The organism is Aeromonas encheleia, assembly GCF_900637545.1.
GTDB lineage: Bacteria > Pseudomonadota > Gammaproteobacteria > Enterobacterales > Aeromonadaceae > Aeromonas > Aeromonas encheleia.
This window is the reverse complement of sequence record NZ_LR134376.1, coordinates 1,506,350-1,526,879: the sequence shown is the minus strand read 5'-3', so window position 1 is coordinate 1,526,879 and position 20,530 is coordinate 1,506,350. Positions and strand designations below refer to the sequence as shown.

General features: G+C 64.5%; 22 protein-coding genes. 3 read left to right on the top strand and 19 right to left on the bottom strand.

What is annotated here, in order from left to right:
* Positions 1-13: 13 nt before the first annotated feature.
* Entirely contained in the window at positions 14-445 is a 432-nt protein-coding gene (locus EL255_RS07285; protein WP_042651426.1) for a hypothetical protein, read from the bottom strand.
* A gap of 66 nt (positions 446-511) precedes the next feature.
* On the opposite strand from EL255_RS07285, the gene EL255_RS07280 reads away from it, so the two are divergent.
* Positions 512-2,251 carry a formate--tetrahydrofolate ligase gene (locus tag EL255_RS07280; protein WP_042651425.1) on the top strand — a complete coding sequence of 580 codons (1,740 nt, stop codon included), beginning with the start codon at positions 512-514 and terminating at the stop codon, positions 2,249-2,251.
* Positions 2,252-2,425: 174 nt separating this feature from the next.
* On the opposite strand, the gene EL255_RS07275 is transcribed toward EL255_RS07280, so the two are convergent.
* Both EL255_RS07275 and folE read right to left on the bottom strand, forming a co-directional pair.
* On the bottom strand, positions 2,426-4,075 hold the full coding sequence (locus EL255_RS07275; RefSeq protein WP_042651424.1) for a methyl-accepting chemotaxis protein: 1,650 nt from the start codon (positions 4,073-4,075) through the stop codon (positions 2,426-2,428).
* A 339-nt stretch (positions 4,076-4,414) separates the two neighbouring features.
* Positions 4,415-5,071, bottom strand: a complete 657-nt coding sequence (gene folE / locus EL255_RS07270) for a GTP cyclohydrolase I FolE (protein ID WP_042651519.1) — start codon at positions 5,069-5,071, stop codon at positions 4,415-4,417.
* Positions 5,072-5,284: 213 nt separating this feature from the next.
* Here folE and moeA point away from each other — a divergent pair, with 213 nt between their 5' ends.
* Entirely contained in the window at positions 5,285-6,511 is a 1,227-nt protein-coding gene (moeA, locus tag EL255_RS07265) for a molybdopterin molybdotransferase MoeA (protein WP_042651518.1), read from the top strand.
* Positions 6,508-7,263: a molybdopterin-synthase adenylyltransferase MoeB gene (gene moeB / locus EL255_RS07260; RefSeq protein WP_042651423.1), complete on the top strand. Its 756-nt coding sequence runs from the start codon at positions 6,508-6,510 to the stop codon at positions 7,261-7,263. Before moeA ends, moeB begins: the two co-directional genes overlap by 4 nt.
* A 106-nt stretch (positions 7,264-7,369) precedes the next feature.
* Here moeB and EL255_RS07255 read toward each other — a convergent pair whose 3' ends face one another.
* The 16 genes from EL255_RS07255 to EL255_RS07180 all read right to left on the bottom strand — a co-directional run bounded on the left by EL255_RS07255 (position 7,370) and on the right by EL255_RS07180 (position 20,518).
* Positions 7,370-8,188 carry a hypothetical protein gene (locus EL255_RS07255; protein WP_232018916.1) on the bottom strand — a complete coding sequence of 273 codons (819 nt, stop codon included), beginning with the start codon at positions 8,186-8,188 and terminating at the stop codon, positions 7,370-7,372.
* Positions 8,181-9,224: a plasmid segregation protein ParM domain-containing protein gene (gene parM, locus EL255_RS07250; RefSeq protein ID WP_232018915.1), complete on the bottom strand. Its 1,044-nt coding sequence runs from the start codon at positions 9,222-9,224 to the stop codon at positions 8,181-8,183. Before parM ends, EL255_RS07255 begins: the two co-directional genes overlap by 8 nt.
* Before the next feature lie 110 nt (positions 9,225-9,334).
* Positions 9,335-10,114, bottom strand: coding sequence for an alpha/beta fold hydrolase (locus tag EL255_RS07245; RefSeq protein WP_042651421.1), 780 nt, complete (start codon positions 10,112-10,114; stop codon positions 9,335-9,337).
* A 209-nt stretch (positions 10,115-10,323) separates the two neighbouring features.
* On the bottom strand, positions 10,324-11,379 hold the full coding sequence (modC, locus tag EL255_RS07240; protein ID WP_042651420.1) for a molybdenum ABC transporter ATP-binding protein: 1,056 nt from the start codon (positions 11,377-11,379) through the stop codon (positions 10,324-10,326).
* On the bottom strand, positions 11,376-12,056 hold the full coding sequence (gene modB, locus EL255_RS07235) for a molybdate ABC transporter permease subunit (protein WP_042651419.1): 681 nt from the start codon (positions 12,054-12,056) through the stop codon (positions 11,376-11,378). Before modB ends, modC begins: the two co-directional genes overlap by 4 nt.
* A 109-nt stretch (positions 12,057-12,165) precedes the next feature.
* Positions 12,166-12,894, bottom strand: a complete 729-nt coding sequence (gene modA, locus EL255_RS07230; RefSeq protein ID WP_042651418.1) for a molybdate ABC transporter substrate-binding protein — start codon at positions 12,892-12,894, stop codon at positions 12,166-12,168.
* Between the two features lie 113 nt (positions 12,895-13,007).
* Positions 13,008-13,484 carry a molybdopterin synthase catalytic subunit MoaE gene (gene moaE / locus EL255_RS07225; protein ID WP_042651417.1) on the bottom strand — a complete coding sequence of 159 codons (477 nt, stop codon included), beginning with the start codon at positions 13,482-13,484 and terminating at the stop codon, positions 13,008-13,010.
* A gap of 4 nt (positions 13,485-13,488) precedes the next feature.
* Positions 13,489-13,734, bottom strand: coding sequence for a molybdopterin synthase sulfur carrier subunit (moaD, locus tag EL255_RS07220; RefSeq protein WP_042651416.1), 246 nt, complete (start codon positions 13,732-13,734; stop codon positions 13,489-13,491).
* Positions 13,731-14,225 carry a cyclic pyranopterin monophosphate synthase MoaC gene (moaC, locus tag EL255_RS07215; protein ID WP_042651415.1) on the bottom strand — a complete coding sequence of 165 codons (495 nt, stop codon included), beginning with the start codon at positions 14,223-14,225 and terminating at the stop codon, positions 13,731-13,733. Before moaC ends, moaD begins: the two co-directional genes overlap by 4 nt.
* Positions 14,226-14,247: 22 nt before the next feature.
* Positions 14,248-14,754 carry a molybdenum cofactor biosynthesis protein B gene (moaB, locus tag EL255_RS07210; protein ID WP_042651414.1) on the bottom strand — a complete coding sequence of 169 codons (507 nt, stop codon included), beginning with the start codon at positions 14,752-14,754 and terminating at the stop codon, positions 14,248-14,250.
* A gap of 222 nt (positions 14,755-14,976) precedes the next feature.
* Positions 14,977-15,567 (bottom strand): cytochrome c3 family protein, encoded by a 591-nt coding sequence (locus EL255_RS07205; protein WP_042651413.1) that lies wholly within the window; start codon positions 15,565-15,567, stop codon positions 14,977-14,979.
* Positions 15,568-15,661: 94 nt separating this feature from the next.
* On the bottom strand, positions 15,662-16,117 hold the full coding sequence (locus EL255_RS07200) for a nitrate reductase cytochrome c-type subunit (RefSeq protein WP_042651412.1): 456 nt from the start codon (positions 16,115-16,117) through the stop codon (positions 15,662-15,664).
* Positions 16,117-16,992 (bottom strand): quinol dehydrogenase ferredoxin subunit NapH, encoded by an 876-nt coding sequence (gene napH, locus EL255_RS07195; RefSeq protein ID WP_042651411.1) that lies wholly within the window; start codon positions 16,990-16,992, stop codon positions 16,117-16,119. Before napH ends, EL255_RS07200 begins: the two co-directional genes overlap by 1 nt.
* Positions 16,989-17,723, bottom strand: coding sequence for a ferredoxin-type protein NapG (gene napG / locus EL255_RS07190; RefSeq protein WP_042651410.1), 735 nt, complete (start codon positions 17,721-17,723; stop codon positions 16,989-16,991). Before napG ends, napH begins: the two co-directional genes overlap by 4 nt.
* A 15-nt stretch (positions 17,724-17,738) precedes the next feature.
* Entirely contained in the window at positions 17,739-20,228 is a 2,490-nt protein-coding gene (gene napA, locus EL255_RS07185) for a nitrate reductase catalytic subunit NapA (RefSeq protein ID WP_042651409.1), read from the bottom strand.
* Entirely contained in the window at positions 20,225-20,518 is a 294-nt protein-coding gene (locus tag EL255_RS07180) for a chaperone NapD (RefSeq protein WP_232018914.1), read from the bottom strand. The genes napA and EL255_RS07180 overlap by 4 nt, the downstream gene beginning before the upstream one ends.
* Between the last annotated feature and the right edge of the window lie 12 nt (positions 20,519-20,530).

The window sequence follows — 20,530 nt, the reverse complement described above, 5'->3', positions numbered from 1 at the left end:
GCGAGGCCCGCGATCAGGGCTGGGTGCCGGGGGCTTGCGGATCGGTGGCGGGCACCGGCAGCTCGGCCACCAGCAGTTGCCCGCTCAGCGTCAGCTGCCAGCGCGGCAGGCGCCGGTGCAGGGTGGCAAGCTGCTCATCGCTCGGCACATAGGGCAGGCTGATGTGCAGACAGTAGCAGTCGAGCGTGGCCGCCAGCTGCAGGATCAGGATGAGGTTGGCCTCGTCGGTCTTGTGCTTGTTGATGCGCTTGCCGATCTCGTGGCGAAAGTGGGTCTCGGGATCCTGGGTCATCGCCTGCCAGCCGTAGCCAAACAGCGGGATGAAGGAGCTGACGATGCCGAGCGCGGTGAGTGGCCGCTTGGGCGGGTGGTAGAGCGCATTGAGATCCAGCAGGATAGGAGTTAGATGCAGCTCACGACTGCCGGACAAAATGTTATTACTCATTGGATAACCCTGTTGATTCCACTAGACTGCGCCGCATATTTGACCTGACATGCCAACGAGGTGCTGATGCTAAGCGATATCGAGATCTCCCGCCAGTCCCCCCGTCTTTCGATCCAAGAGCTGGCCAAGCGCCTCGCCATCCCGTCCCATCTGCTCTACCCCTATGGCCACCACAAGGGCAAGCTGAGTCTCGCGTTGCTCAAGCAGCCCGCCGCGCCGGCCAAACGGCCGGGCAAGCTGGTGCTGGTGAGCGCCATCACCCCCACCCCGCTCGGCGAGGGCAAGACGGTCACCACCCTGGGCCTCTCCATGGGGCTCAACCACATAGGCCAGGCCAGCATCGCCACCATACGCCAGCCGAGCCTGGGCCCGGTGTTCGGGGTCAAGGGGGGCGCCGCCGGCGGCGGTCACGCCCAGGTGGTGCCGATGGAGGAGATGAACCTGCACCTGACCGGCGATTTCCACGCCCTCGCCGCCGCCCACAACCTGGCCGCCGCGGCGCTGGATGCCCGCCTGTTCCACGAAGACAAGCTCGGCGAGCAGTTCAGTGCCAGGACCGACCTGGCGCGCCTCGACATCGATCCCGCCAACATCCTCTGGCCGCGCACCCTGGACATGAACGATCGCGCCCTGCGCCACCTCAGCATCGGTCAGGGCGGCCCGAGCGATGGGGTGGAGCGTGCCGATCGCTTCGTCATCACCGCCGCCTCCGAGCTGATGGCCATACTGGCGCTGGCCACCGATCTGCAAGACCTGCGAGCCCGCATCGGCCGCATCCAGCTGGCCCTCGACATGAAGGGTCAACCCATCACCACCGAGCAGCTGGAGGTGGCCGGCGCCATGACGGTGCTGCTCAAAGACGCGCTGCAACCGACCCTGATGCAGACCACGGAGCAGACCCCGGTGCTGGTGCACGCCGGCCCCTTCGCCAACATAGCCCACGGCAACTCCTCGGTCATCGCCGATCGCATCGCCCTCGCCCTGACCGACTACGTGGTGACCGAGGCCGGCTTTGGCTCCGACATGGGGTTGGAGAAGTTCTTCAACATCAAGTACCGCCAGTCCGGCATAGCCCCCGCCTGCGTGGTGCTGGTAGCCACTGTGCGCGGCCTCAAGGCCAACAGCGGCTTGCTCGACATTCGCCCCGGCCAGCCGCTGCCCGCCAGCCTGGCGAGCGAAGACCTGCCGACCCTGCGCCAGGGCTGCGCCAACCTCTCCTGGCACATCGCCAACGCCCGCCGCTATGGGGTGCCCGTGGTGGTGGCGGTCAACCGCTTCCCCGGCGACAGCCAGGCCGAGCTGGATCTGTTGATGGCCGAGGCGACCCGGGCCGGCGCCGCTGGCGTCGCCCTCTCGCATGCCTTCACCCAGGGTGGCGCCGGGGCCAGCGAGCTGGCCAGCGCCGTGGTCGCCGCCTGTGAGCTGCCGAGCCAAGTCAAACTGCTCTATCCCGATGAGATGAGCCTCAGCGCCAAGCTCGCCACCCTGGTGGAGTGCGGCTATGGCGGTCGCGGCGTCATCCTCTCTGACAAGGCGCGCCGGCAGCTGACGGCCCTGTCGGCGGCGGGCTGGGATCACCTGCCCGTCTGCGTGGCCAAGACCCCGCTCTCCCTGAGCCACGATCCGGCCCTCAAGGGGGTGCCCACAGACTTCGAGGTACCCATCGAGGAGGTGCGGCTGTGCGCCGGCGCCGGCTTCGTCTATGCCCTGGCGGGCCCCATCATGACCATGCCTGGCCTCGGCAGCCTGCCGGCCTATCGTCATATCGATATCGACGAGCAGGGCGAGATAGTCGGCCTGAGCTGATGGCCACCCTGGCAGCCTGCCCCACCACCGCCATATCGATATCGATGAGCAGGGCGAGATAGTTGGCCTGAGCTGATGGCTAGCACGAAACAGGCGGGGGCTTAGGCCGCCTGCCCCAAAAAACAAGGCCCCGCCAATTGGCGGGGCCTTGTTTTTATCGGCACCTGAACAGACTCAGAGCGTGAAGCGTTGGGTCATGTGGTGCAGGGAGGTGGCCAGCTTGCTCAGCTCGACGCAGGCCTGGGCGGTCTGCTGGGCCCCCAGCGCGTTCTCGTCGGCGGCATTGTGGATGTTGACTATGCTGCGGTTGAGCTCCTCGGTCACCGCGTTCTGCTCCTCGGTCGCGGTGGCGATCAGGGTGTTCATGTCCGAGATCTGGGTGACGGCGCCGTTGATGCTGTCGATGCTGTTGCCCGCCTCCCGCGCCAGATCGACGCTGCTCTGCATCTGCTGACGGCTCAGCTGCATGGCACTGCCCGCCTCGGCGGTGCGGCCCTGCAACACCTCGATCATCTTGCTGATCTCGGCGGTGGAGTTCTGGGTCCGCTGGGCCAGGGAGCGGACCTCGTCGGCCACCACGGCAAAGCCGCGACCCTGCTCGCCCGCCCGGGCCGCCTCGATGGCCGCGTTGAGCGCCAGCAGGTTGGTCTGCTCGGCGATGCCGCGGATCACATCCAGCACCATGCTGATGTTGGCGCTGTCTTGCTCCAGCTGCTGCACCACCCCGCCCGCCTGCTCGATCTGCTGCGACACCAGCTCGATGCTGCCGATGGCACGCCCCACCACCCTATGGCCTTCGCCCGAGGTGTGGGAGGCAGCCTTGGCGGCGCTCATGGCGTCCGTGGTGTTGCGGGCAACCTCGAGGACGGTGGACTGCATCTCGTTCATGGCGGTGGCGACCTGGGACACCTCCCCCTGCTGGCTGGCCATGCCCTTGGCGGACTGCTCGGAGATGGCACTCACCTCCTCCACCGCGCTGCTGAGCTGGCTCACCGAGCCCGAGATCTCGCTCACCAGCTCGGCCAGCGACCCCTGCATGCGATCGATGGCCGAGCCGAGCTGGCCCAGTTCATCCCGCTTGAAGCGGTCGTTGCGGATCCACTCCTGCAGCTCACCCCTGCCGAGCTCGCCGCCGGCGATGCGCTGGGCCTGACGGGCCAGCATCACCAGGGGATCCCGGATCTGGCGGGTCAGCACGGTGGAGAGCACCGCCACCAGCCCCAGCCCCAGCAGCAGCGTGATGACGACGCTCAGCTTGGCATCGTCATAGGCCTCCACCACCTCGGCGCGGGAGTTGACGGAGTAGCCATGGTTGATGCGAATGAGATCCGCCACCGACTTGGACAGGGTGGTGTAGAGGTTGATCCCCTCGGACATGAAGAGGCGCTGGGCCTCGGCCATCTGGCCGCTGTCCTGCATCTGCCGGATACGCTGATGCAGGGCGACGTACTTGTCCCAACCCGCCTTGACGATGTCGAAGCTACGACGCTCCTCCACATCTGTCGCCCAGATGCTGGCATCGTGCACCGCTATCTGCTGTCCGACCTCTCTCAGGCTCTGCTCGCTGGCATCGCGGTAATGGGCCTTCTGCTGGGGATCGTCCGCCACCAGGAACACATCCAGCTCGTAGCGGCGCAGGGCGTTGATGGTCTCACCCAGAGCACTAGTGCGCACCACGGCGGGCAGTATGCTGTCGGTGAAGCCGATGGCGGCCCGGTTCATCTTGCTGAACTCCAGCAGCGAGAAGCCGCCGATGAAGGCCATCATCAGGCCGAGCACGGCGAAGCCGGCGGTGAGTTTCTTACCTATCGTCATGGTGTTCATGGCGTGTCCTGCATATGGGTGAACGAGTGGCATCCTCTGCGCTGTGCCTGTGGCACAAATCACGATACCTGCCATCCATAGCAGTAGATCAGGCCCCTCCGTGCCGGCACGAACGGGGCGAGCTTACCGGTGAGCCGCGCTTGTCGACTCTGGTCGCCAAGCCTGGCCGGCCTGACGGGGTCGGGTGTCAAACAGGCCGTCAATCGGCATGGTGAGCTGTATCGGCCTGATCGGGCATGCCTTTAGCACTTTTATGACGAAAGTTCGGAAGGACGAAGGGAAGAGGCAAAAAGGGGGAGCAAACGGCGGGGGCAGGTCGCGTCGACCCGCCCCCTGTGATCAGCCTTTCAGGCCGCCCAGAAACTCGGCGCGGGTGTCCGGCTGGGTCTTGAAGACGCCACCGAGGGAGGTGGTGGTGGTATGGGAGGTGGAATCCATCACCCCGCGCGCCTTCACGCAGAAGTGGGTCGCCTTGATGCTGATGGCCACATCCCTGGTGCCGAGCAGGGTCTGCAGCGCCAGCAGGATCTGCTGGGTGAGCCGCTCCTGCACCTGGGGACGGCGCGCGAAGAACTGGACGATGCGGTTGATCTTGGAGAGCCCGATCACCTTGCCACGGGGGATGTAGGCCACGTGGGCCAGCCCGTCGATGGTAACGAAGTGGTGCTCGCAGGTGCTGGTGAGGCTGATGTCCCGCACCATGATCATCTCGTCCACCTTCATCTTGTTCTCGATCACCGTCACCTTGGGGAAGGTGGTGTAGTCGAGGCCGGAGAAGATCTCGTTCACGTACATCTTGGCGATGCGGTGCGGCGTCTCGGCCAGACTGTCGTCGCGCAGATCCAGCCCCAGCGTCTCCATGATGGCGCGCATGTGGCCTTCGATTTTTTCCTTCTTCTGCTGGCCGTTCAATTCATTGGCTACCAGCGGTGTCTCCAGGCCCTGGGCCTCGAGGGCTGCCCTGACCAACAGGGCTTCCTGACTTAAGTTCGTCATCATCTTCCTCTCCCGTGCTCAGGGACTGTGATGGCCGCCAGCAATGCTGCGGTGGCGCAATCGTACTGGGCGATTATTGTCATAATTCGGACTAACTCAAGCCCGACACCTGACTTTATGCCAATCCGCCCGGTTTTACCCCCGCGACAGCCTGCCCATGAGGGGCTTTTTTTGGGATAATCCGCCCTCTACCACACCAAAGAGGTAATGATGATGGGATTCGATACCGGCGCACTCCTCCCCTTGAGCGATGCCCTGCAAGGGATGCTGGACCAACTCGCCTGCTGCTGCGACAGCGAGCAACTGCCGTTGCCAGAGGCGCTGGATCGGATACTGGCCGAGGAGATCGTCTCCCCCCTGTCGGTGCCGCCGTTCGATAACTCCGCCATGGACGGTTACGCCGTGCGGCTGGCCGATCTCGCCGCCGGCGCGCCGCTGGCCGTGGCGGGCAAGGCCTTCGCCGGCCAGCCCTATCAGGGAGACTGGCCCGCCGGCCACTGCATCCGCATCATGACGGGGGCACCGGTCCCCGAGGGCACCGAGGCGGTCGTCATGCAGGAGGAGGCGCAAGTCGAAGGCGAACTGGTGCGCTTCCTCACTCAGCCGAGGCCCGGCCAGAACATCCGTCGCCGCGGCGAAGACCTTGCCGAAGGCGCCCGGGTGCTGGCGGTGGGCCTTCGCCTCAGCCCGCGCGAGCTGCCGCTGCTGGCGTCGCTCGGCATCGCCAGCGTCAGGGTCCGTCGCCCGCTCAAGGTCGCCATCTTCAGCACCGGTGATGAGCTCAAACCGGTGGGCACCCCGCTCGCCCACGGCGACATCTACGACTCCAACCGCTACGGCGTCAAGGCCATGCTGGCACGCCTGGGCTGCGAGTGCCTGGACCTTGGCATCATTCCGGACGACCCGGCCCAGCTACGCGCCGCCTTCCTCCAGGCAGACCGTGAGGCCGATGCCCTCATCACCACCGGCGGCGTCTCGGTCGGCGAGGCGGACTTCACCAAGCAACTGCTGGAGGAGCTCGGCGAGATCGGCTTCTGGAAGCTCGCCATCAAGCCGGGCAAGCCCTTCGCCTTCGGTCGCCTGCCGAACGCCTGGTTCTTCGGCCTGCCGGGCAACCCTGTCTCCGCCATGGTCACCTTCGATCAGCTGGTCAAGCCGGCGCTGGCCAGGCTGGCCGGCCAAACCCTGGCCGCGCCGCTGCGCCTCGCCGCCACCGTCACCGAACCCCTGAAGAAGTCCCCGGGGCGCCTGGATTTCCAGCGCGGCATATTGACCCAGGGGCCAAACGGCCTGGAGGTGCGCAGCACCGGCTCCCAGGACTCCGGCGTGTTCAGCTCCCTGTCCCGAGCCAACTGCTACATAGTGCTGGAGCAGGCGCGCGGCAAGGTGGCGGCGGGCGAAACCGTCACCGTCGAGTCCTTCTCGGGATTGCTGCTGTGAGCGAGATCCTCAGCGATGCCGAGCTGCTGCGCTACAACCGCCAGATAGTCCTCAAGGCCTTCGACTTCGAGGGGCAGGAGGCGCTCAAGCAGGCCAAGGTGCTGGTGATCGGCGCCGGTGGCCTGGGCTGCGCCGCCGCCCAATATCTGGGAGTGGCCGGGGTCGGCCAGCTGACCCTGGTGGATTTCGACAGGGTGGAGCTCTCCAACCTGCAGCGCCAGGTGCTGCACCATGATGGCCGCATCGGCCAGTACAAGGTGGACTCGGCGGCCGAGACGCTGCGCACCCTCAACCCCTGGCTCAGGGTCGAGACCCACGCCGTCCTGGCCGACGAGGCGCTGCTCGATGCCCTGCTGCCGAGCCACCAGCTGGTGCTCGACTGCACCGACAACGTCGCCATCCGCAACCTGCTCAATCAGCGCGCCCGCCAACACGGCGTGCCGCTGGTGTCCGGCGCCGCCATCCGGCTGGAGGGGCAGATTGTCAGCTTCAGCTGGCAGGCGGGCGAGCCCTGCTACGCCTGCCTCAGCTCGCTGTTTGGCGAGCAGTCGCTGACTTGTGTCGAGGCGGGGGTGCTGGCGCCCATGGTCGGCCTGGTGGGCAGCCTGCAGGCGCTGGAGACGATAAAATTGCTGGCGGGCACGGGGCGCAGCTACAGCGGCCGCCTCTTGATGATCGATGGCCTCAGCGGCACCTTCCGCGAGATGAAGCTGCCCAAGCGCCCCGACTGCCCGGTCTGTTCAGGGCATTAGCCCGGCCAGGGTATTAGCCCGGTCAGAGCAAGCCGCTTGCACCAATCAAAAAGCCGACCCCGAGGTCGGCTTTTTTGCATGAGCACATGGTGACATGGGTCAGCGCTTAGAAGATCCCCTTCGCCTTGACCTTCTTCATGTTCGCGACCTGGCGCGAGAGATCCTCGACCAGAGGCTCACTCGTCGACTCGTCCGGCCCGACGGACCGCCCCGGCTGGCTGGCCAGTCGCTGGATCAGCCGGTGCTGTTCGCGAATAAGCCGGGACTGTTCTTCCAACTGGCGAGAGAGCAACTGAATGCTGCTCTGCAGCGGCGCCAGATCCTGCTCGGCAGCCGCCGTCGGCAGCTTGCCCGCGATGGCCTCGGCCAGCTGGTCATGGTCCAGCACACCGGGCAATCCCTGCCTGAGCTCATCCCACAATTCGGTGGGCTGCTGCTCGCCGAGCCGACTCACGATTTCATCCACCAGATTGTCTTGAGTCGATGTGGGGGATTGCTGACCAAGGCGATGAATTATCTCATCCACCAGCGCGGCGTTGTCTCCCTGTCCCCATTGGGGAGCCAGTCTGGCTACAATCTGGTCGATCATGGTGTCGGTAGCGCCAGGTGATGTGGCCTCTTCTCCCAGACTGAAACCACAGCTGGCGAAGGCGTGACGCAGGGTGGTCAGGCTCACCTGCTCGGGCCCGAGGGCATTGGCGATAACCTTGCAAAGATTGGGCGCCAGCACATACATGAACATGCCGGAGAGGTAGATGTCCTTGTGGAAGCGACTCTTGGAGAAGTCGAACTCCTCAGCCCCATCCTGGATCTTGCGGGCGCGCTGATACCAGTTCTGCAGCACCCCGACTGCGTAGCGATCAGACTCCAGCGCACCCGGATCCATGTAGATGGAGAAGGTCATGCGCTTGAGCTGACTACTCATCCGCCACCTCGGCCATCACGGCCGCTTCCCGGTAGACTTCGTCTTCTTCCGTGGTGTAGAGGCAGATCTCCCGCGCCAGCGCGGACTGGGCATCATCCAGCAGCTCCACCCTCTCCCCCAGAGTCGGGTAGGCACTCTTGATCGCCTCATGGATCAGCGAGGCGCCGCCGCCGACCAGATAGACCCGGTTCGGGTTCTTGGCGAACTTCTTGGCTTCGTGCGCAACCTGGGTGCCCAGTTCGTCGATCTTGTTCTGCATCTTCTCGAGGATCTTGGGGATCTGGCTCTCGTCGTTGACCACGTCGCGCACGAAGCTCATGTCATGGCGACGCTTGATAAACTCGTTGGCCACCAAATAGCTGGAGTCGCTGTCAGCCGCCGCCAGCGCCTTGCGCGTGGCATCTGTCACCATGGAGACGCCGATCTCGTTGTTGCCATAGACGTCGGAGACATCGTCAAACTCGCCGACGATGATCCCCATGTCCAGGGTGGTGCCGCCGCAGTCGATCACCAGCGTCTTGGTGAATTCGTTGCAGCCTGAGCCGATAAGGCGAGAAAGCGCCGCAGGCAGGCTCTCCGGCATTACTTCCACGCTGACGATGTTGAACAACTCGCCCTTGTTGAGGGAGATGGCCCGCATCAGGTTGCGGCGCTTCTTCTCGATCTTCTCTTCGTTGCGCTGGCAATCATCCGGGTTATAAAACTCGGTGATGGGCAGGGTCACTGTGATGGCCACGTCGCCGGGCGTGACACCGGTCTGCAGCAAGGCATGGTGCACCGACAGCAGGTTCAAGTCGTCGTATTGGTACTCCACATGGGTGGTTGCCAGCGACTTGTCGGAGGTCGCGTCATAGGTGTACTTGGTGTTGCCGATCTCGTAGTTGTAGATCTTCTTGTCTTTGCGCAATGCGGCGCTCTTCCAATCCTTGCGAAAAGAGTTGGGAGAGATGATGGTCTTGAGCACCTTGTTCTCAATCCAGCTCACCTTGACGTTGGTCGAACCATCATCGATGGCCATTTTCATTACTTCAGACATGAGGAAATACCTGTTAATGGAGCAAATGGGTCCGATTGCCTTGCCTTATGCCATTGGCAAGGCGATCGGACCAATACATACACGGGTGGTACGGGTAAGGGGCGACAAGTTTAATGAGTTTCTAAAATCCGGTGAAGCAAATGATTGAATCCGGCGGGATCTTCCGCCGGCCAGGCATGATGGCCGGGAGGGGTGTGGATGCTGGCGTTGGGCAGGGAGGCGAACTGCTCCACCCGTTTGGCCAGCGGCAGATAGTCCTGGGTCGTGGAGATGATGGCCACCGGCTGCCAGAGGGTGCCGAGCCGGGCGCGGGCCGACCAGCCGGGCAAGGCAGCGAGCAGGGCCCTGTAGACCTTCTTCTTGTTGCTGCGCACGAAACGCAGCCGGAAGGTCTGGCGCAGCTGGGCAAGCTCGGGGCCGGGGAAGAGTTCCCGCGCCAGCCACCAGGCGAGCGGGCGCAGGCCGAACCAACGCAACCACTTCAGGCGCTGGGCGTAGCGCTCCCGCTCCTTGGGGCTCTCCAGCAAGAACTCGCTAAAGCCGTTGACCAGCACCAGACCGCGGATCTTGTTCGGCAGTTGCAGGGCCAGCTCCAGCGCCACCATGGCCCCCAGGGAGAGCCCCACCACCCAGGCGGGTTCTGGCTGCTCGTCGAGCCAGCGGGCCACGTCCGCCGCCAGGGTGGGCACATCGAAGGGCCCCTCCTGCATGCTCTGGCCGTGACCACGCAAGTCGAGGGCCACCACCCGGTAGTGCTGCGAGAAGTGCTCGAGCTGGGCCTGCCAGTCGAGGCTGGAGGAGCCGAGCCCGTGCAGCAATAACAGCAAAGGCCCCTCCCCCGCACTGCGCAGGGCCAAGCCATGGGATTTCATTACCTGATTGCGACGCACCCGCGCTCTCCCTCTCGGCTCGATGCCGGCACCTGATGACATAGATTCCCTTGTTGCGCTGACAGTCCGCCCTCACCGACCAGACTCATCGCCTTGTTGGAAAGGGCCATAGAACAGCGGCTCCTGTCCCAGGCACCTCAACCCTCACCGACCAGACTCATCGCCTTGCTGGATAGGGACATGGAAGAGCGGATCTTGTCCCAGGCACCTCAACCTTCGCCGACCAGACTCACCGCCTTGATGTAGGCATAGAGGAGCTGCCCTGGCACCAGCGCGAGCCGCTCGGCGGAGCGACTGGTGATCCGGGCCAGCAGTATCTGCTGCCCCAGAGCCAACTGCAACAGGGTTTGGCCCGGCCTGACTTCCCGGATCTCCAGCAGACGGGTCTCGAGGCAGTTGGAGAGGCTGGAGTGCGCTATGGGGGCGGTGGCGATCACCACGTCCCGTCCCGCCACCTTGATCTGCAGGGGGCCTGTCTCGTCGGGGGCATGATCCATGGTGACCATCAGGGTCTGCTCGCCGAGTCGCAGGCTCGCCATCTGCGAGGCGTCGTCGTAGTGGGCCAGGGTGGCGCTCAGCATGACGCCGGCGTCATCGCGACTGGCGAGCGACAAGTCGGTGCGGGCGAAGATATCGCCGGGCCGGCCTTGCGCCTCCACTCGCCCCTCGGCCAGCAGCACCAGCTGATCGCACAGCAGGCTCACCTCTTCCATGGCGTGGCTGACGAAGATCATCGGCAGGCCGCTCTCGCGCTGCAGGCCCCTCAGCACATGGGCCTGATGAATGCGGCTGCGCCTGTCCAGCGCCGAGAAGGGCTCATCCAGCAGCAGCAGATCGGGCTCCGCCAGCAGCGCCCGCCCCAGCGCCACCCGCTGGCGTTGGCCCCCGGAGAGGCCATGGGCGGGCTGGGGCAGCAGTTCGGCGAAACCGAGCCGCTCGGCCAGCGCCTCGGGTTGCCAGCGCCCCCTGCCCTTGCGGGCCGCCAGCTGCAGGTTGGCCAGTACCGTCATATGGGGGAAGAGCCGCGAGTCCTGAAACACCAGGCCGATGCGGCGCCGCTCGGGCAGCAGGCTCCCTAGCTCCCGCCCCTGCCAGCGCAGGCGGTCCTGGGGCTGGCGATCGAGTCCGGCGATGATGCGCAGCAGGGTGCTCTTGCCACAACCTGAGGGGCCGAACAGGCCGAGCATGCCGCCCAGCGGCAGCGCAAGCTCGCAGTCGAGCTCGAAGCCGCCAAACCGGCGCCTGGCCTTGAGGTGAAGGCTCATCCGAACAGCCTCCGTTGCCGACGCTGCAAGACGCCGTAGACCAGCACCAGCATGACGAGGGAGAAGCCCATCAGGCCGCCGGCCAGAGTGTGGGCATTTTGATAATCCATGGCCTCCACGTGATCGAACAGGGCGATGGAGAGCACCTGGGTCTCCCCCGGGATGTTGCCCCCTATCATCAGCACCACCCCGAACTCCCCGAGGGTATGGGCAAAGCCCAGCGCCGCCGCCATCACGAAGCTCGGCAGCGTCATCGGCAAGATGATGTGGAAGAAGCGCTCGAGGGGCCCCAGCCCCAGGGTGGCGGCCGCCTCAAGTTCTTTGCTGCCCATGTTGACGAAGGCGGAGGTGAGCGGCTGCACCACGAAGGGCAGCGAATAGAGGATGGAGGCAAACAGCAGGCCGAGGAAACTGAAGGCAAGGGGGGCGCCGAAGGTCTCCTTCCACCAGGCACCGAAGCCGTAGGAGGGGGAGAAGGCGAGCAACAGATAGAAGCCGAGCACCGTCGGCGGCAGCACCAGCGGCAACGCCACCAGCGCCTCCACCAGCGGCCGCAGCCGGTGCTGGCTGCGAGACAGCCACCAGGCCAGCGGCGGTGACAGCAGCAGCAGAATGCCGGTGGTGCTGCCGGCCAGCTTCAGGGTCAGCCAGACGGCCAGCAGATCTCCCTCACTCATGGTCAAGGCCCCGGCCAGGTTCGAGCAACAACATGTCTTGCATCCTCATAGCAAAGAGTGGCCGGCCCAGAGGCCGGCCACTCATCATGCGGAATTAGCGCTCAGGCCATCATTGCGGCAGGGCATAACCCGCGTCCTTGATGGTGCTCTGGCCCGGGCCCTTGAGCCAGGCCACCAGGGCATCGACCGCTTCCCCTTTCTTCAGCACCAGCCCCTGCTGCTCGATGGCCGGGTAGAGCTGGTTCGGCACCGCCCAGGCTTCGCCGGTCTTGCCCGCCTCCACCAGGTTGGCCCAGGCGACGAAGCCCAGCTCGGCGTTGCCTGTGTCCACAAACTGCCAGGTCTGGCCTATGTTGGCACCGGTCAGCAGGCGATACTGCTTGGGATCGATCTTGAGCTGCTCCAGGGTCGCCATGGCGGCGGCGCCGTAGGGGGCGGTGCGCGGGTTGGCGATGGCGAGGTTGCCCTTCCAGCCGCGCAGAGTGGCTTCATCGGGGGCCGGGCCACCCTTCTTCCACAGACCCAGCTGGCCGATGGCGTAGGTGAAGCGCTCGCTGCCCTTGCCTTCTTTCTCCAGCTTCTCGGGGGTGCTGACGTCGGCGGAGAGGAAGAGATCGAAGGGGGCACCGTGGCTTATCTGGGTGTAGAGCACCCCGGTGGCCGCCGAGCTGATGACGACGCTATGGCCGGTCTTGGCGGTGAACTCCTTGCCGATGCGCTCTATGGTGCCCTTGAAGTTGGCGGCCACGGCGACCGTGACCTCGTCGGCCTGCACGGCACCGCTGTGCAGCGCGCAGGCGCAGGCGCCCACCAACAACACGGATAACAGCTGCTTCATTCCCTTACTCCTGTCATTACACCGAGGGCCTGGTTCTGCCGGGCCCGAAAATGGGGCAATCCCTTCGCGGGGCTCACTCCCTCAATATCAGCGTGCGCCTTATCAGCGTCTATTCACCAGCGAGCCGCGGCGTCGTCATCGCTCTGCTTGGCCTCGACCCAGCGCGTTATGCCCTCGGCGGTCAGCTCTTTCTTCCAGAACGGCGCCCTTGTCTTCAAGAAATCCATGATGAAGTGGCAGGCCTCGAAGGCTGCATCCCGGTGGGCGCTGCTCACCGCCACCAGCACTATCTGATCGCCGAGCAGCAGCTCACCGATGCGGTGGATCAGGGTGCACTCCTGCAGCGGCCAACGGCTGCGCGCCTGGGCGACGATATCGGCCAGCGCCTTCTCGGTCATGCCGGGGTAGTGCTCGAGGGCCAGCCCCTTGACCTGCTCCCCCTGATTGAAGTCGCGCACCTTGCCGACGAAGGTGACGATGGCGCCCGTGTCGTGACGGGCGGCGAGCCGCTGGTATTCGTCACCGAGGGAGAAGTCGGCCCGCTGCACCAGGATGCGATCGGTCAAATCAGTGGGCATCTCGTGGGACATGGGCTCAGCCTCCAGTCACGGGGGGGAAGAAGGCCACCTCGTCGCCATCGGTCAGTACCGTATCGAGGGGCACCAGGGTCTGGTTGACCGCCACCAGCAGCTTGCCCGCTTCCAGCGCCAGTGCCCACTTGTCGCCGCGCTCGCACAGGGCCACGCGCAGTTGTTCGGCCGTGGCGTAGTCGCTGGGCAGGCTCAGCTCGTCGCAACCGACCAGCTCCCGCACCTGGGCGAAGAACAGTACCTTGATCATGCGTTCTCTCCTGCATCCGGCGCCAGCTGGAAGTGGCCGGACTTGCCGCCCCTCTTCTCGACCAGGCGCAGCTGCTCGATCACCATGTCCTTCTGCACCGCCTTGCACATGTCGTAGATGGTGAGCGCCGCCACCGAGGCGGCGGTCAGGGCTTCCATCTCCACCCCTGTCTTGCCCGAGAGCTTGCAGAGGGTGCGGATATGCACCCTATTGTGCTCGGGCTGGGCTTCGATCTCTACCTCCACCTTGGTGAGTGCCAATGGATGGCAGAGCGGGATCAGGTCGGCGGTCTTCTTGGCCGCCATGATGCCGGCGATGCGGGCGGTGGCAAAGACGTCGCCCTTGTGGTGCTGGCCGCTCAGGATCAGGGCCAGGGTGGCGGGCGCCATAGTCACGAAGGCTTCGGCGCGGGCCTCCCTTTCGGTGACCTGCTTGTCGGTCACGTCCACCATGTGGGCCTCACCGCTTTGATTGAGATGGGTCAGGTTCATCACTTTCCCTCAGGGGTGGGGTTCAAAGGTGGGAGACAAAGTTGCAGGGCCTGGTGCGGGCATCGAGCTGATCCCGAATGAGCTGCTCCCAGCCCAGCTGGCAGGCGCCGGTGGAGCCGGGCAGGCAGCAGATGAGGGTGCGGTTGGCGAGTCCCGCCAGCGCCCGGCTCTGCATAGCCGAACCTTTTATCTCGGCAAAGGAGAGCTGGCGGAACATCTCGCCAAAGCCCTGTACCGTGCGCTCGAACAGCACGCCCACCGCCTCAGGTACCCGGTTCTGTTCATTGAAGCCGGTGCCACCGTTGATCAGCACCACCTGCACCGCCTCATCGACGATCCACTGGCTTACCTGGGCCCGCACGCGGAACAGATTGTCGGCGCACAGCGCCCGATCCGCCAGCTGATGACCGGCCTGCGTCAGGGCCGACACCAGATAATCCCCCGAGCTGTCGTCGGTGGCGGTGCGGCTGTCGGAGACCGTCAGTACGGCGATCTGGAGAGGAATGAATTCGCTGTTTTTGGGTGCCATTGGGCAATTCCTGTCAATCATTGACCACGAGAGGAGAAGGGATGACACGCCCCCACCCGGCCAGATACCGCCGAAGCCATGCCGGCTGGTGAGAGGGGAAAACGGCGGGGGTCGCGTTATCGCGCACGGATTCTATCAAAAGTTGCCGTGCAGATGGGATTAACGAGTCCATAAAAATGAAAAACCACAGGGCCGGGCATGCCCGACCCTGTGGTCACGTCCTTAGAAGCCCTTCACCCCCGTCATGTCGGGCAGCTGGTGCGCTATGCCCTTGTGACAGTCGATGCAGGTGCTCTCGCCGCTGGCCAGGTTGGTGGAGTGCATCTTGGCGGCACGCCGTCCCTGCAGGGAGAAGTCCATGTATTCGAAGTTGTGGCAGTTGCGACACTCCCTCGAATCCGTCTCCTTCATCCGTTGCCACTCCCGCTCGGCCATCTCGCGCCGATGCGATTCGAACTTCTCGCGGGTGTCCACCTTGCCGGTCAGCATGCCCCACAGCTCCTTGGAGGCCTGCACCTTGCGAATGATCTTGTAGGTCCATTCGTGGGGCACATGGCAATCCGGGCAGCTGGCGCGCACGCCGGAGCGGTTCGCGTAGTGGATGGTGTCACGGTACTCGACGAAGACGTTGTCCTTCATCTCGTGGCAACCGGTACAGAACTTCTCGGTGTTGGACGCCTCCATGGCGGTGTTGAAGCCCCCCCAGAAGATGACGCCGCCGAAGAAACCCATCATCAGCAGCACCCAGAGGGCCGCCTTGGAGGGAGACTTGAAGGTGGTCCAGAGTCGCTGCACAAAACCAGGTAATTTCATCTGTGGATTCCTCAGTTCGGTGCTTCGTTCAAGGGAAACTTGAAAGTGTTCCAGAGATGTTGCGCAAAGCCGGGTAATTTCATCTATGGACTCCTTAGTTCAGGGCTTCGACCGGCTTGAAAGTATTCTCCACCAGCGGCTTGGCATCCGCTTGCGGCACGTGGCACTGCAGACAGAAGTAGCGACGGGGGGAGACTTCACCCAGGGTCAGGCCGTCACGGGTCTCGAAGTGAGTCGGGCTGATCTTGGGAGCCTTCATGGCACTGGCGTTCTTGAAGCTGTGACAGGCCAGACACTTGTTGACCTTGTTGTCCACCTCGTAGTTACGGGTATCGTGCGGGATCAGCGGGGGCTGATGCATGTACTGACGATCGTAGATGTCGCCATCCTTGCGATAGTTCTTGAGCGGGGCGGCCTCGGCCTCGATCGCGAGATCCGTGCTGCCTCGCTCCGACTTGATGCCTCCCGTGCTGTTGGTGATCTCGGGGACTGCCGCCATCAAGGAACCCGCCATCAGGCAGGCCAGCATTGCTCCAATCAGCTTTTTCATTATGTGTTCTCCGACGTTTTCTCTGCCTTGACGGCAAAACCTACTGTGATTTCGAAAACTTGCTCCGCGCAGACATCGATGCAACGGCCGCAGTTAGTGCACTCCTGAGCCACAATCAAGGGCCCGTGACCGCGCCTGGCACCGTGGACCGGGCCGCGCAGGATGGGACGCTCGGGGCAGACCGCATAACAATCCATGCAGTTGCTGCAACGCTCACGCCCTTTGGCAGAAATCTTGATGAACCCGACCCGGTTGAGCAGGGCATAGAAGGCCCCCACCGGGCAGAGATGGCCACACCAGCCTCGCTCCACCACCAACAGATCGAACAGGAACAGGGCCACCAGCAAGCCCCAGCCCGCCCCCATGCCAAACAGCAGACCGCGCAGGGCCAGCGACACCGGGTTGACCAGCTCCCACACCAGCACGCCCGTGATGGCCGGAGCCAGCAGCACCATGGCCAGCAGCCAGTAGCGCGTGTTGCGGTCGAACTGACCGTTGCCCTTGAGACCGAGCCGGGCCCGCAGCCAGGCCGCCGCATCCGTGATGAGGTTGACCGGGCAGACCCAGGAGCAGAACAGCCGCCCCCCGACCAGCCAGTACCCCAGCAGCACTATGGCCGCGCCGAGCCACAGGGTGGCGACCGGCCAGTGACCCGCCGCGACCGACTGCAACAGGGTGAGCGGATCCGTCAGCGGCACCCTCTCCAGCAATAAAGAGCTCGAGAGGTTGCCCTTGAGGATCCAGATCCCCGCCAGTGGCCCCAACAGGAAGAGCCCCAGCACGCCGAACTGGGTCAGACGGCGCAGCAGCAGGAAGCGGTGTGATCGCCACCAGCCGAGCCGCACCCTCGCCTCTTGCCCCGGATAGCGGCTCATAGCCCCTCCGGTTTGCGGGTCGGCAGGGTGAGGCGCTCACCGATGAGCGACTTGCCCGCCTTCTGCTTCTCTTCCCAGCCGAGCCGGTAGTGATGGCCGAGCTCCCCCTTGGCGAGCCGGTGGGGCACCACCTTGATCGCCGCCGTCTCCAGCACGCAGGCATGCTCACACTTGCCGCAGCCGGTACAGCTGTCGCTGTGCACTGTGGGCAGAAACATGGCGTGCTTGCCGGTGCGCGGGTTGCGCACCAGTTCGAGCGTGATCGCCTGATCGATGAGCGGGCAGACCCGGTAACAGACATCGCAGCGCAGGCCCAGATAGTTGAGGCAGGTCTCATGGTCGATGAGCACCGCCACCCCCATCCGCGCCTGATCGATGTCGGTCATGGCCGGATCCAGCGCCCCGCTCGGACAGGCCACCACGCAGGGGATGTCGTCACACATCTCGCACGGCACGGCGCGCGCCTCGAAATAGGGGGTGCCGGTGGTCACCGGCTCCAGCAGCCTGGCGAGCTTGAGGGTGTCGTAGGGACAAGCCTCGACGCAGAGCCCGCAGCGCACACAGGCGCCGAGGAACTCCGCCTCGTCCAGGGCCGCAGGCGGCCGCAGTGCCTGGGCGGGCACAGCCTGCGCCTGCTGCCGGGCCACCCCGCCGAGCCCTGCGCCAAGCAGGCCCACGGAGCAGGCCCCCTTGGCAAGGTCGGCCAGGAACTGGCGACGGCTGCGACTCATCCCCCGGGCCTCGCCTTACGCCTTCATGACCTTGACGGCGCACTTCTTGTAATCCGTCTCCTTGGAGAGCGGATCCGTGGCGTCCAGGGTCAGCTTGTTGACCAGCTGGCTCGCATCGAAGAAGGGCATGAATACCAGGCCTTTGGGCGGACGGTTGCGGCCGCGGGTCTCGACCCGGGTCTTCACCTCGCCCCGGCGGGAGGCGACGATCACCTCTTCGCCACGGCGCACGCCACGGGCCTTGGCATCTTCCGGGTGCATGAACAGCACCGCATCCGGGAAGGCGCGATAGAGCTCGGGCACGCGGCGGGTCATGGTGCCGGTGTGCCAGTGCTCCAGCACGCGGCCGGTGGAGAGCCACATGTCGTATTCCTTGTCAGGCGACTCGGCGGCCGGCTCATAGGGCAGCGCGAAGATCACCGCCTTGCCGTCAGGCTTGCCGTAGAAACGCACCCCCTCGCCCGCCTTCACATAAGGATCGAAGCCTTCGCGATAGCGCCACAGGGTCTCCTTGCCGTCCACCACGGGCCAGCGCAGGCCGCGGGCCTCGTGATACTGATCGAAGGGGGCCAGATCGTGACCATGGCCACGGCCGAAGCTGGCGTACTCCTCGAACAGGCCCTTCTGCACGTAGAAGCCGAAGTGGTCGGCCTCGTCGTTCAGTGCTCCCTTGCTCTGCTCTTTCGGGAACTGATCGACCTGACCGTTGCGGTAGAGCACCTCATAGAGGGTCTTGCCCTTCACTTCCGGCATCTTGGCGATAAGCTCGGCCGGCCACACCTCTTCCACGGTGAAGCGTTTGGCGAACTCCATCAGCTGCCACAGATCGGACTTGGCCCCTTCCGGCGCCTTGACCTGCTGGTGCCAGAACTGGGTGCGACGCTCGGCGTTGCCGTAAGCGCCCTCCTTCTCCACCCACATGGCGGTGGGCAGGATAAGGTCCGCCGCTTGCGCAGTGACGGTCGGGTAAGGGTCGGACACCACGATGAAGTTGGCCGGGTTGCGATAACCGGGCAGCCCCTCCTCGTTCATGTTCGGGCCGGCCTGCATGTTGTTGTTGCACATCACCCAGTAGGCGTTGAGCTTGCCATCCTTGAGCATGCGGCTCTGCAGCACGGCGTGGTAACCCACCTTGTCCGGGATGGTGCCTTCCGGCAGCTTCCAGATCTTCTCGGCGATGGCGCGGTGCTTGGGCTCGGTCACCACCATGTCGGCCGGCAGGCGGTGGGCGAAGGTGCCCACTTCCCGCGCGGTACCACAGGCGGAAGGCTGGCCGGTCAGGGAGAAGGGACCGCTGCCCGGGGTGGAGATCTTGCCGGTCAGCAGGTGGATGTTGTAGCAGAGGTTGTTGGCCCAGACGCCGCGGGTGTGCTGGTTGAAGCCCATGGTCCAGTAGGAGACCACCTTCTTGGCCGGATCCGCATAGATCTGGGCCAGTTTTTCCAGCTTCTCCTTGGAGACGCCGGAGAGCTTGGAGACCGACTCGACGTCGTAGTCCGCCACGAATTTCGCGAAGTCATCGAAGCTCATGGGGGTGGAGTCGCCGCTGTCCGGGTTCTTCGCCTGCTGCTGCAGCGGGTTGGTCGGACGCAGGCCATAGCCGATGTCGGTGACGCCCTTGCGGAACTGGGTGTGCTTGTTGACGAACTCCCAGTTCACCTTGTCGTTCTGGATGATGTAGTTGGCGACGTAGTTGAGGATCGCGAGATCGGTCTGCGGGGTGAACACCATGCCGTTGTCGGCCAACTCGAAGCTGCGATGCTCGAAGGTGGAGAGCACATGCACCTGCACGTCCGGATTGGAGAGGCGGCGATCGGACATCCGGGACCAGAGGATGGGGTGCATCTCGGCCATGTTGGAGCCCCACAGCACGAAGGCGTCGGCCTGCTCGATGTCGTCGTAGCAGCCCATGGGCTCATCCATGCCGAAGGTGCGCATGAAGCCGACCACGGCCGAGGCCATGCAGTGACGGGCGTTGGGATCCAGGTTGTTGGAGCGGAAGCCCGCCTTCATCAGCTTGGAGGCGGCGTAGCCTTCCCACACGGTCCACTGGCCTGAGCCGAACATGCCGACCGCGGTCGGGCCCTTCTCTTTGAGGGTGGCCTTGAACTTCTCGGCCATGATGTCGAACGCCTGATCCCAGCTGATGGGGGCGAAGTCACCGTTCTTGTCGAACTTGCCGTTGGTCATGCGCAGCAGCGGCTGGGTCAGACGATCCTCGCCATACATGATTTTCGACAGGAAGTAGCCCTTGATGCAGTTGAGGCCACGGTTGACCGGCGCATCGGGATCGCCCTGGGTCGCGACGACGCGGCCGGCCTGGGAGCCCACCAGCACTGAGCAGCCGGTCCCGCAGAAGCGGCACGGCGCCTTGTCCCAGGTGATGGCGGTCTTGTCGGTGCTGGTGATAAGGTTCGCCGCCAGGGTGGGGGCACTGACACCGGCCACGGCAGCGGCAGCCGCCACCGCATTGGCCTTCATAAAGTCGCGTCGACTCAGCTTCATGGCATATCCTCGCATTGCTTATCGAGTTCATCGAACTGGTGGTAGATCAGGGCGGCGGAGAGCACCCCGGGCATTGCCCCAATGGCATCTATGGCCGCCATGATGGGGCGCTGGCTCGACCCTTCCAGGGTCACCACCAACTTGCCTTCGTCGCTGACAGCATGGATCTCGGCACCCTCAAGGGCCGCGATCTGTTCGGCGAGCCGGTGACGCAATGGGGGCTGGGTCAGCACCACCAGGCTCGATACGTGGAACTCTTCTCGGTTCATAGTGTTTTCCAACTTGCTCATCCTTGCTTCCTA

Excerpts from the sequence above, each read along its gene's own strand:
- moaD (WP_042651416.1), bottom strand. The coding sequence starts at position 13,734 with ATGATCAAGGTACTGTTCTTCGCCCAGGTGCGGGAGCTGGTCGGTTGC.
- EL255_RS07200 (WP_042651412.1), bottom strand. The coding sequence starts at position 16,117 with ATGAAAAAGCTGATTGGAGCAATGCTGGCCTGCCTGATGGCGGGTTCC.
- parM (WP_232018915.1), bottom strand. The coding sequence starts at position 9,224 with ATGTCTGAAGTAATGAAAATGGCCATCGATGATGGTTCGACCAACGTC.
- EL255_RS07180 (WP_232018914.1), bottom strand. The coding sequence starts at position 20,518 with ATGAGCAAGTTGGAAAACACTATGAACCGAGAAGAGTTCCACGTATCG.
- modC (WP_042651420.1), bottom strand. The coding sequence starts at position 11,379 with ATGAGCCTTCACCTCAAGGCCAGGCGCCGGTTTGGCGGCTTCGAGCTC.
- EL255_RS07280 (WP_042651425.1), top strand. The coding sequence starts at position 512 with ATGCTAAGCGATATCGAGATCTCCCGCCAGTCCCCCCGTCTTTCGATC.
- modB (WP_042651419.1), bottom strand. The coding sequence starts at position 12,056 with ATGAGTGAGGGAGATCTGCTGGCCGTCTGGCTGACCCTGAAGCTGGCC.
- napG (WP_042651410.1), bottom strand. The coding sequence starts at position 17,723 with ATGAGTCGCAGCCGTCGCCAGTTCCTGGCCGACCTTGCCAAGGGGGCC.
- napH (WP_042651411.1), bottom strand. The coding sequence starts at position 16,992 with ATGAGCCGCTATCCGGGGCAAGAGGCGAGGGTGCGGCTCGGCTGGTGG.
- moaB (WP_042651414.1), bottom strand. The coding sequence starts at position 14,754 with ATGGCACCCAAAAACAGCGAATTCATTCCTCTCCAGATCGCCGTACTG.
- EL255_RS07255 (WP_232018916.1), bottom strand. The coding sequence starts at position 8,188 with ATGAGTAGTCAGCTCAAGCGCATGACCTTCTCCATCTACATGGATCCG.
- moeA (WP_042651518.1), top strand. The coding sequence starts at position 5,285 with ATGGGATTCGATACCGGCGCACTCCTCCCCTTGAGCGATGCCCTGCAA.
- modA (WP_042651418.1), bottom strand. The coding sequence starts at position 12,894 with ATGAAGCAGCTGTTATCCGTGTTGTTGGTGGGCGCCTGCGCCTGCGCG.
- moaC (WP_042651415.1), bottom strand. The coding sequence starts at position 14,225 with ATGAACCTGACCCATCTCAATCAAAGCGGTGAGGCCCACATGGTGGAC.
- EL255_RS07275 (WP_042651424.1), bottom strand. The coding sequence starts at position 4,075 with ATGAACACCATGACGATAGGTAAGAAACTCACCGCCGGCTTCGCCGTG.
- napA (WP_042651409.1), bottom strand. The coding sequence starts at position 20,228 with ATGAAGCTGAGTCGACGCGACTTTATGAAGGCCAATGCGGTGGCGGCT.
- folE (WP_042651519.1), bottom strand. The coding sequence starts at position 5,071 with ATGACGAACTTAAGTCAGGAAGCCCTGTTGGTCAGGGCAGCCCTCGAG.
- moaE (WP_042651417.1), bottom strand. The coding sequence starts at position 13,484 with ATGTCCCACGAGATGCCCACTGATTTGACCGATCGCATCCTGGTGCAG.
- EL255_RS07205 (WP_042651413.1), bottom strand. The coding sequence starts at position 15,567 with ATGAAATTACCTGGTTTTGTGCAGCGACTCTGGACCACCTTCAAGTCT.
- EL255_RS07285 (WP_042651426.1), bottom strand. The coding sequence starts at position 445 with ATGAGTAATAACATTTTGTCCGGCAGTCGTGAGCTGCATCTAACTCCT.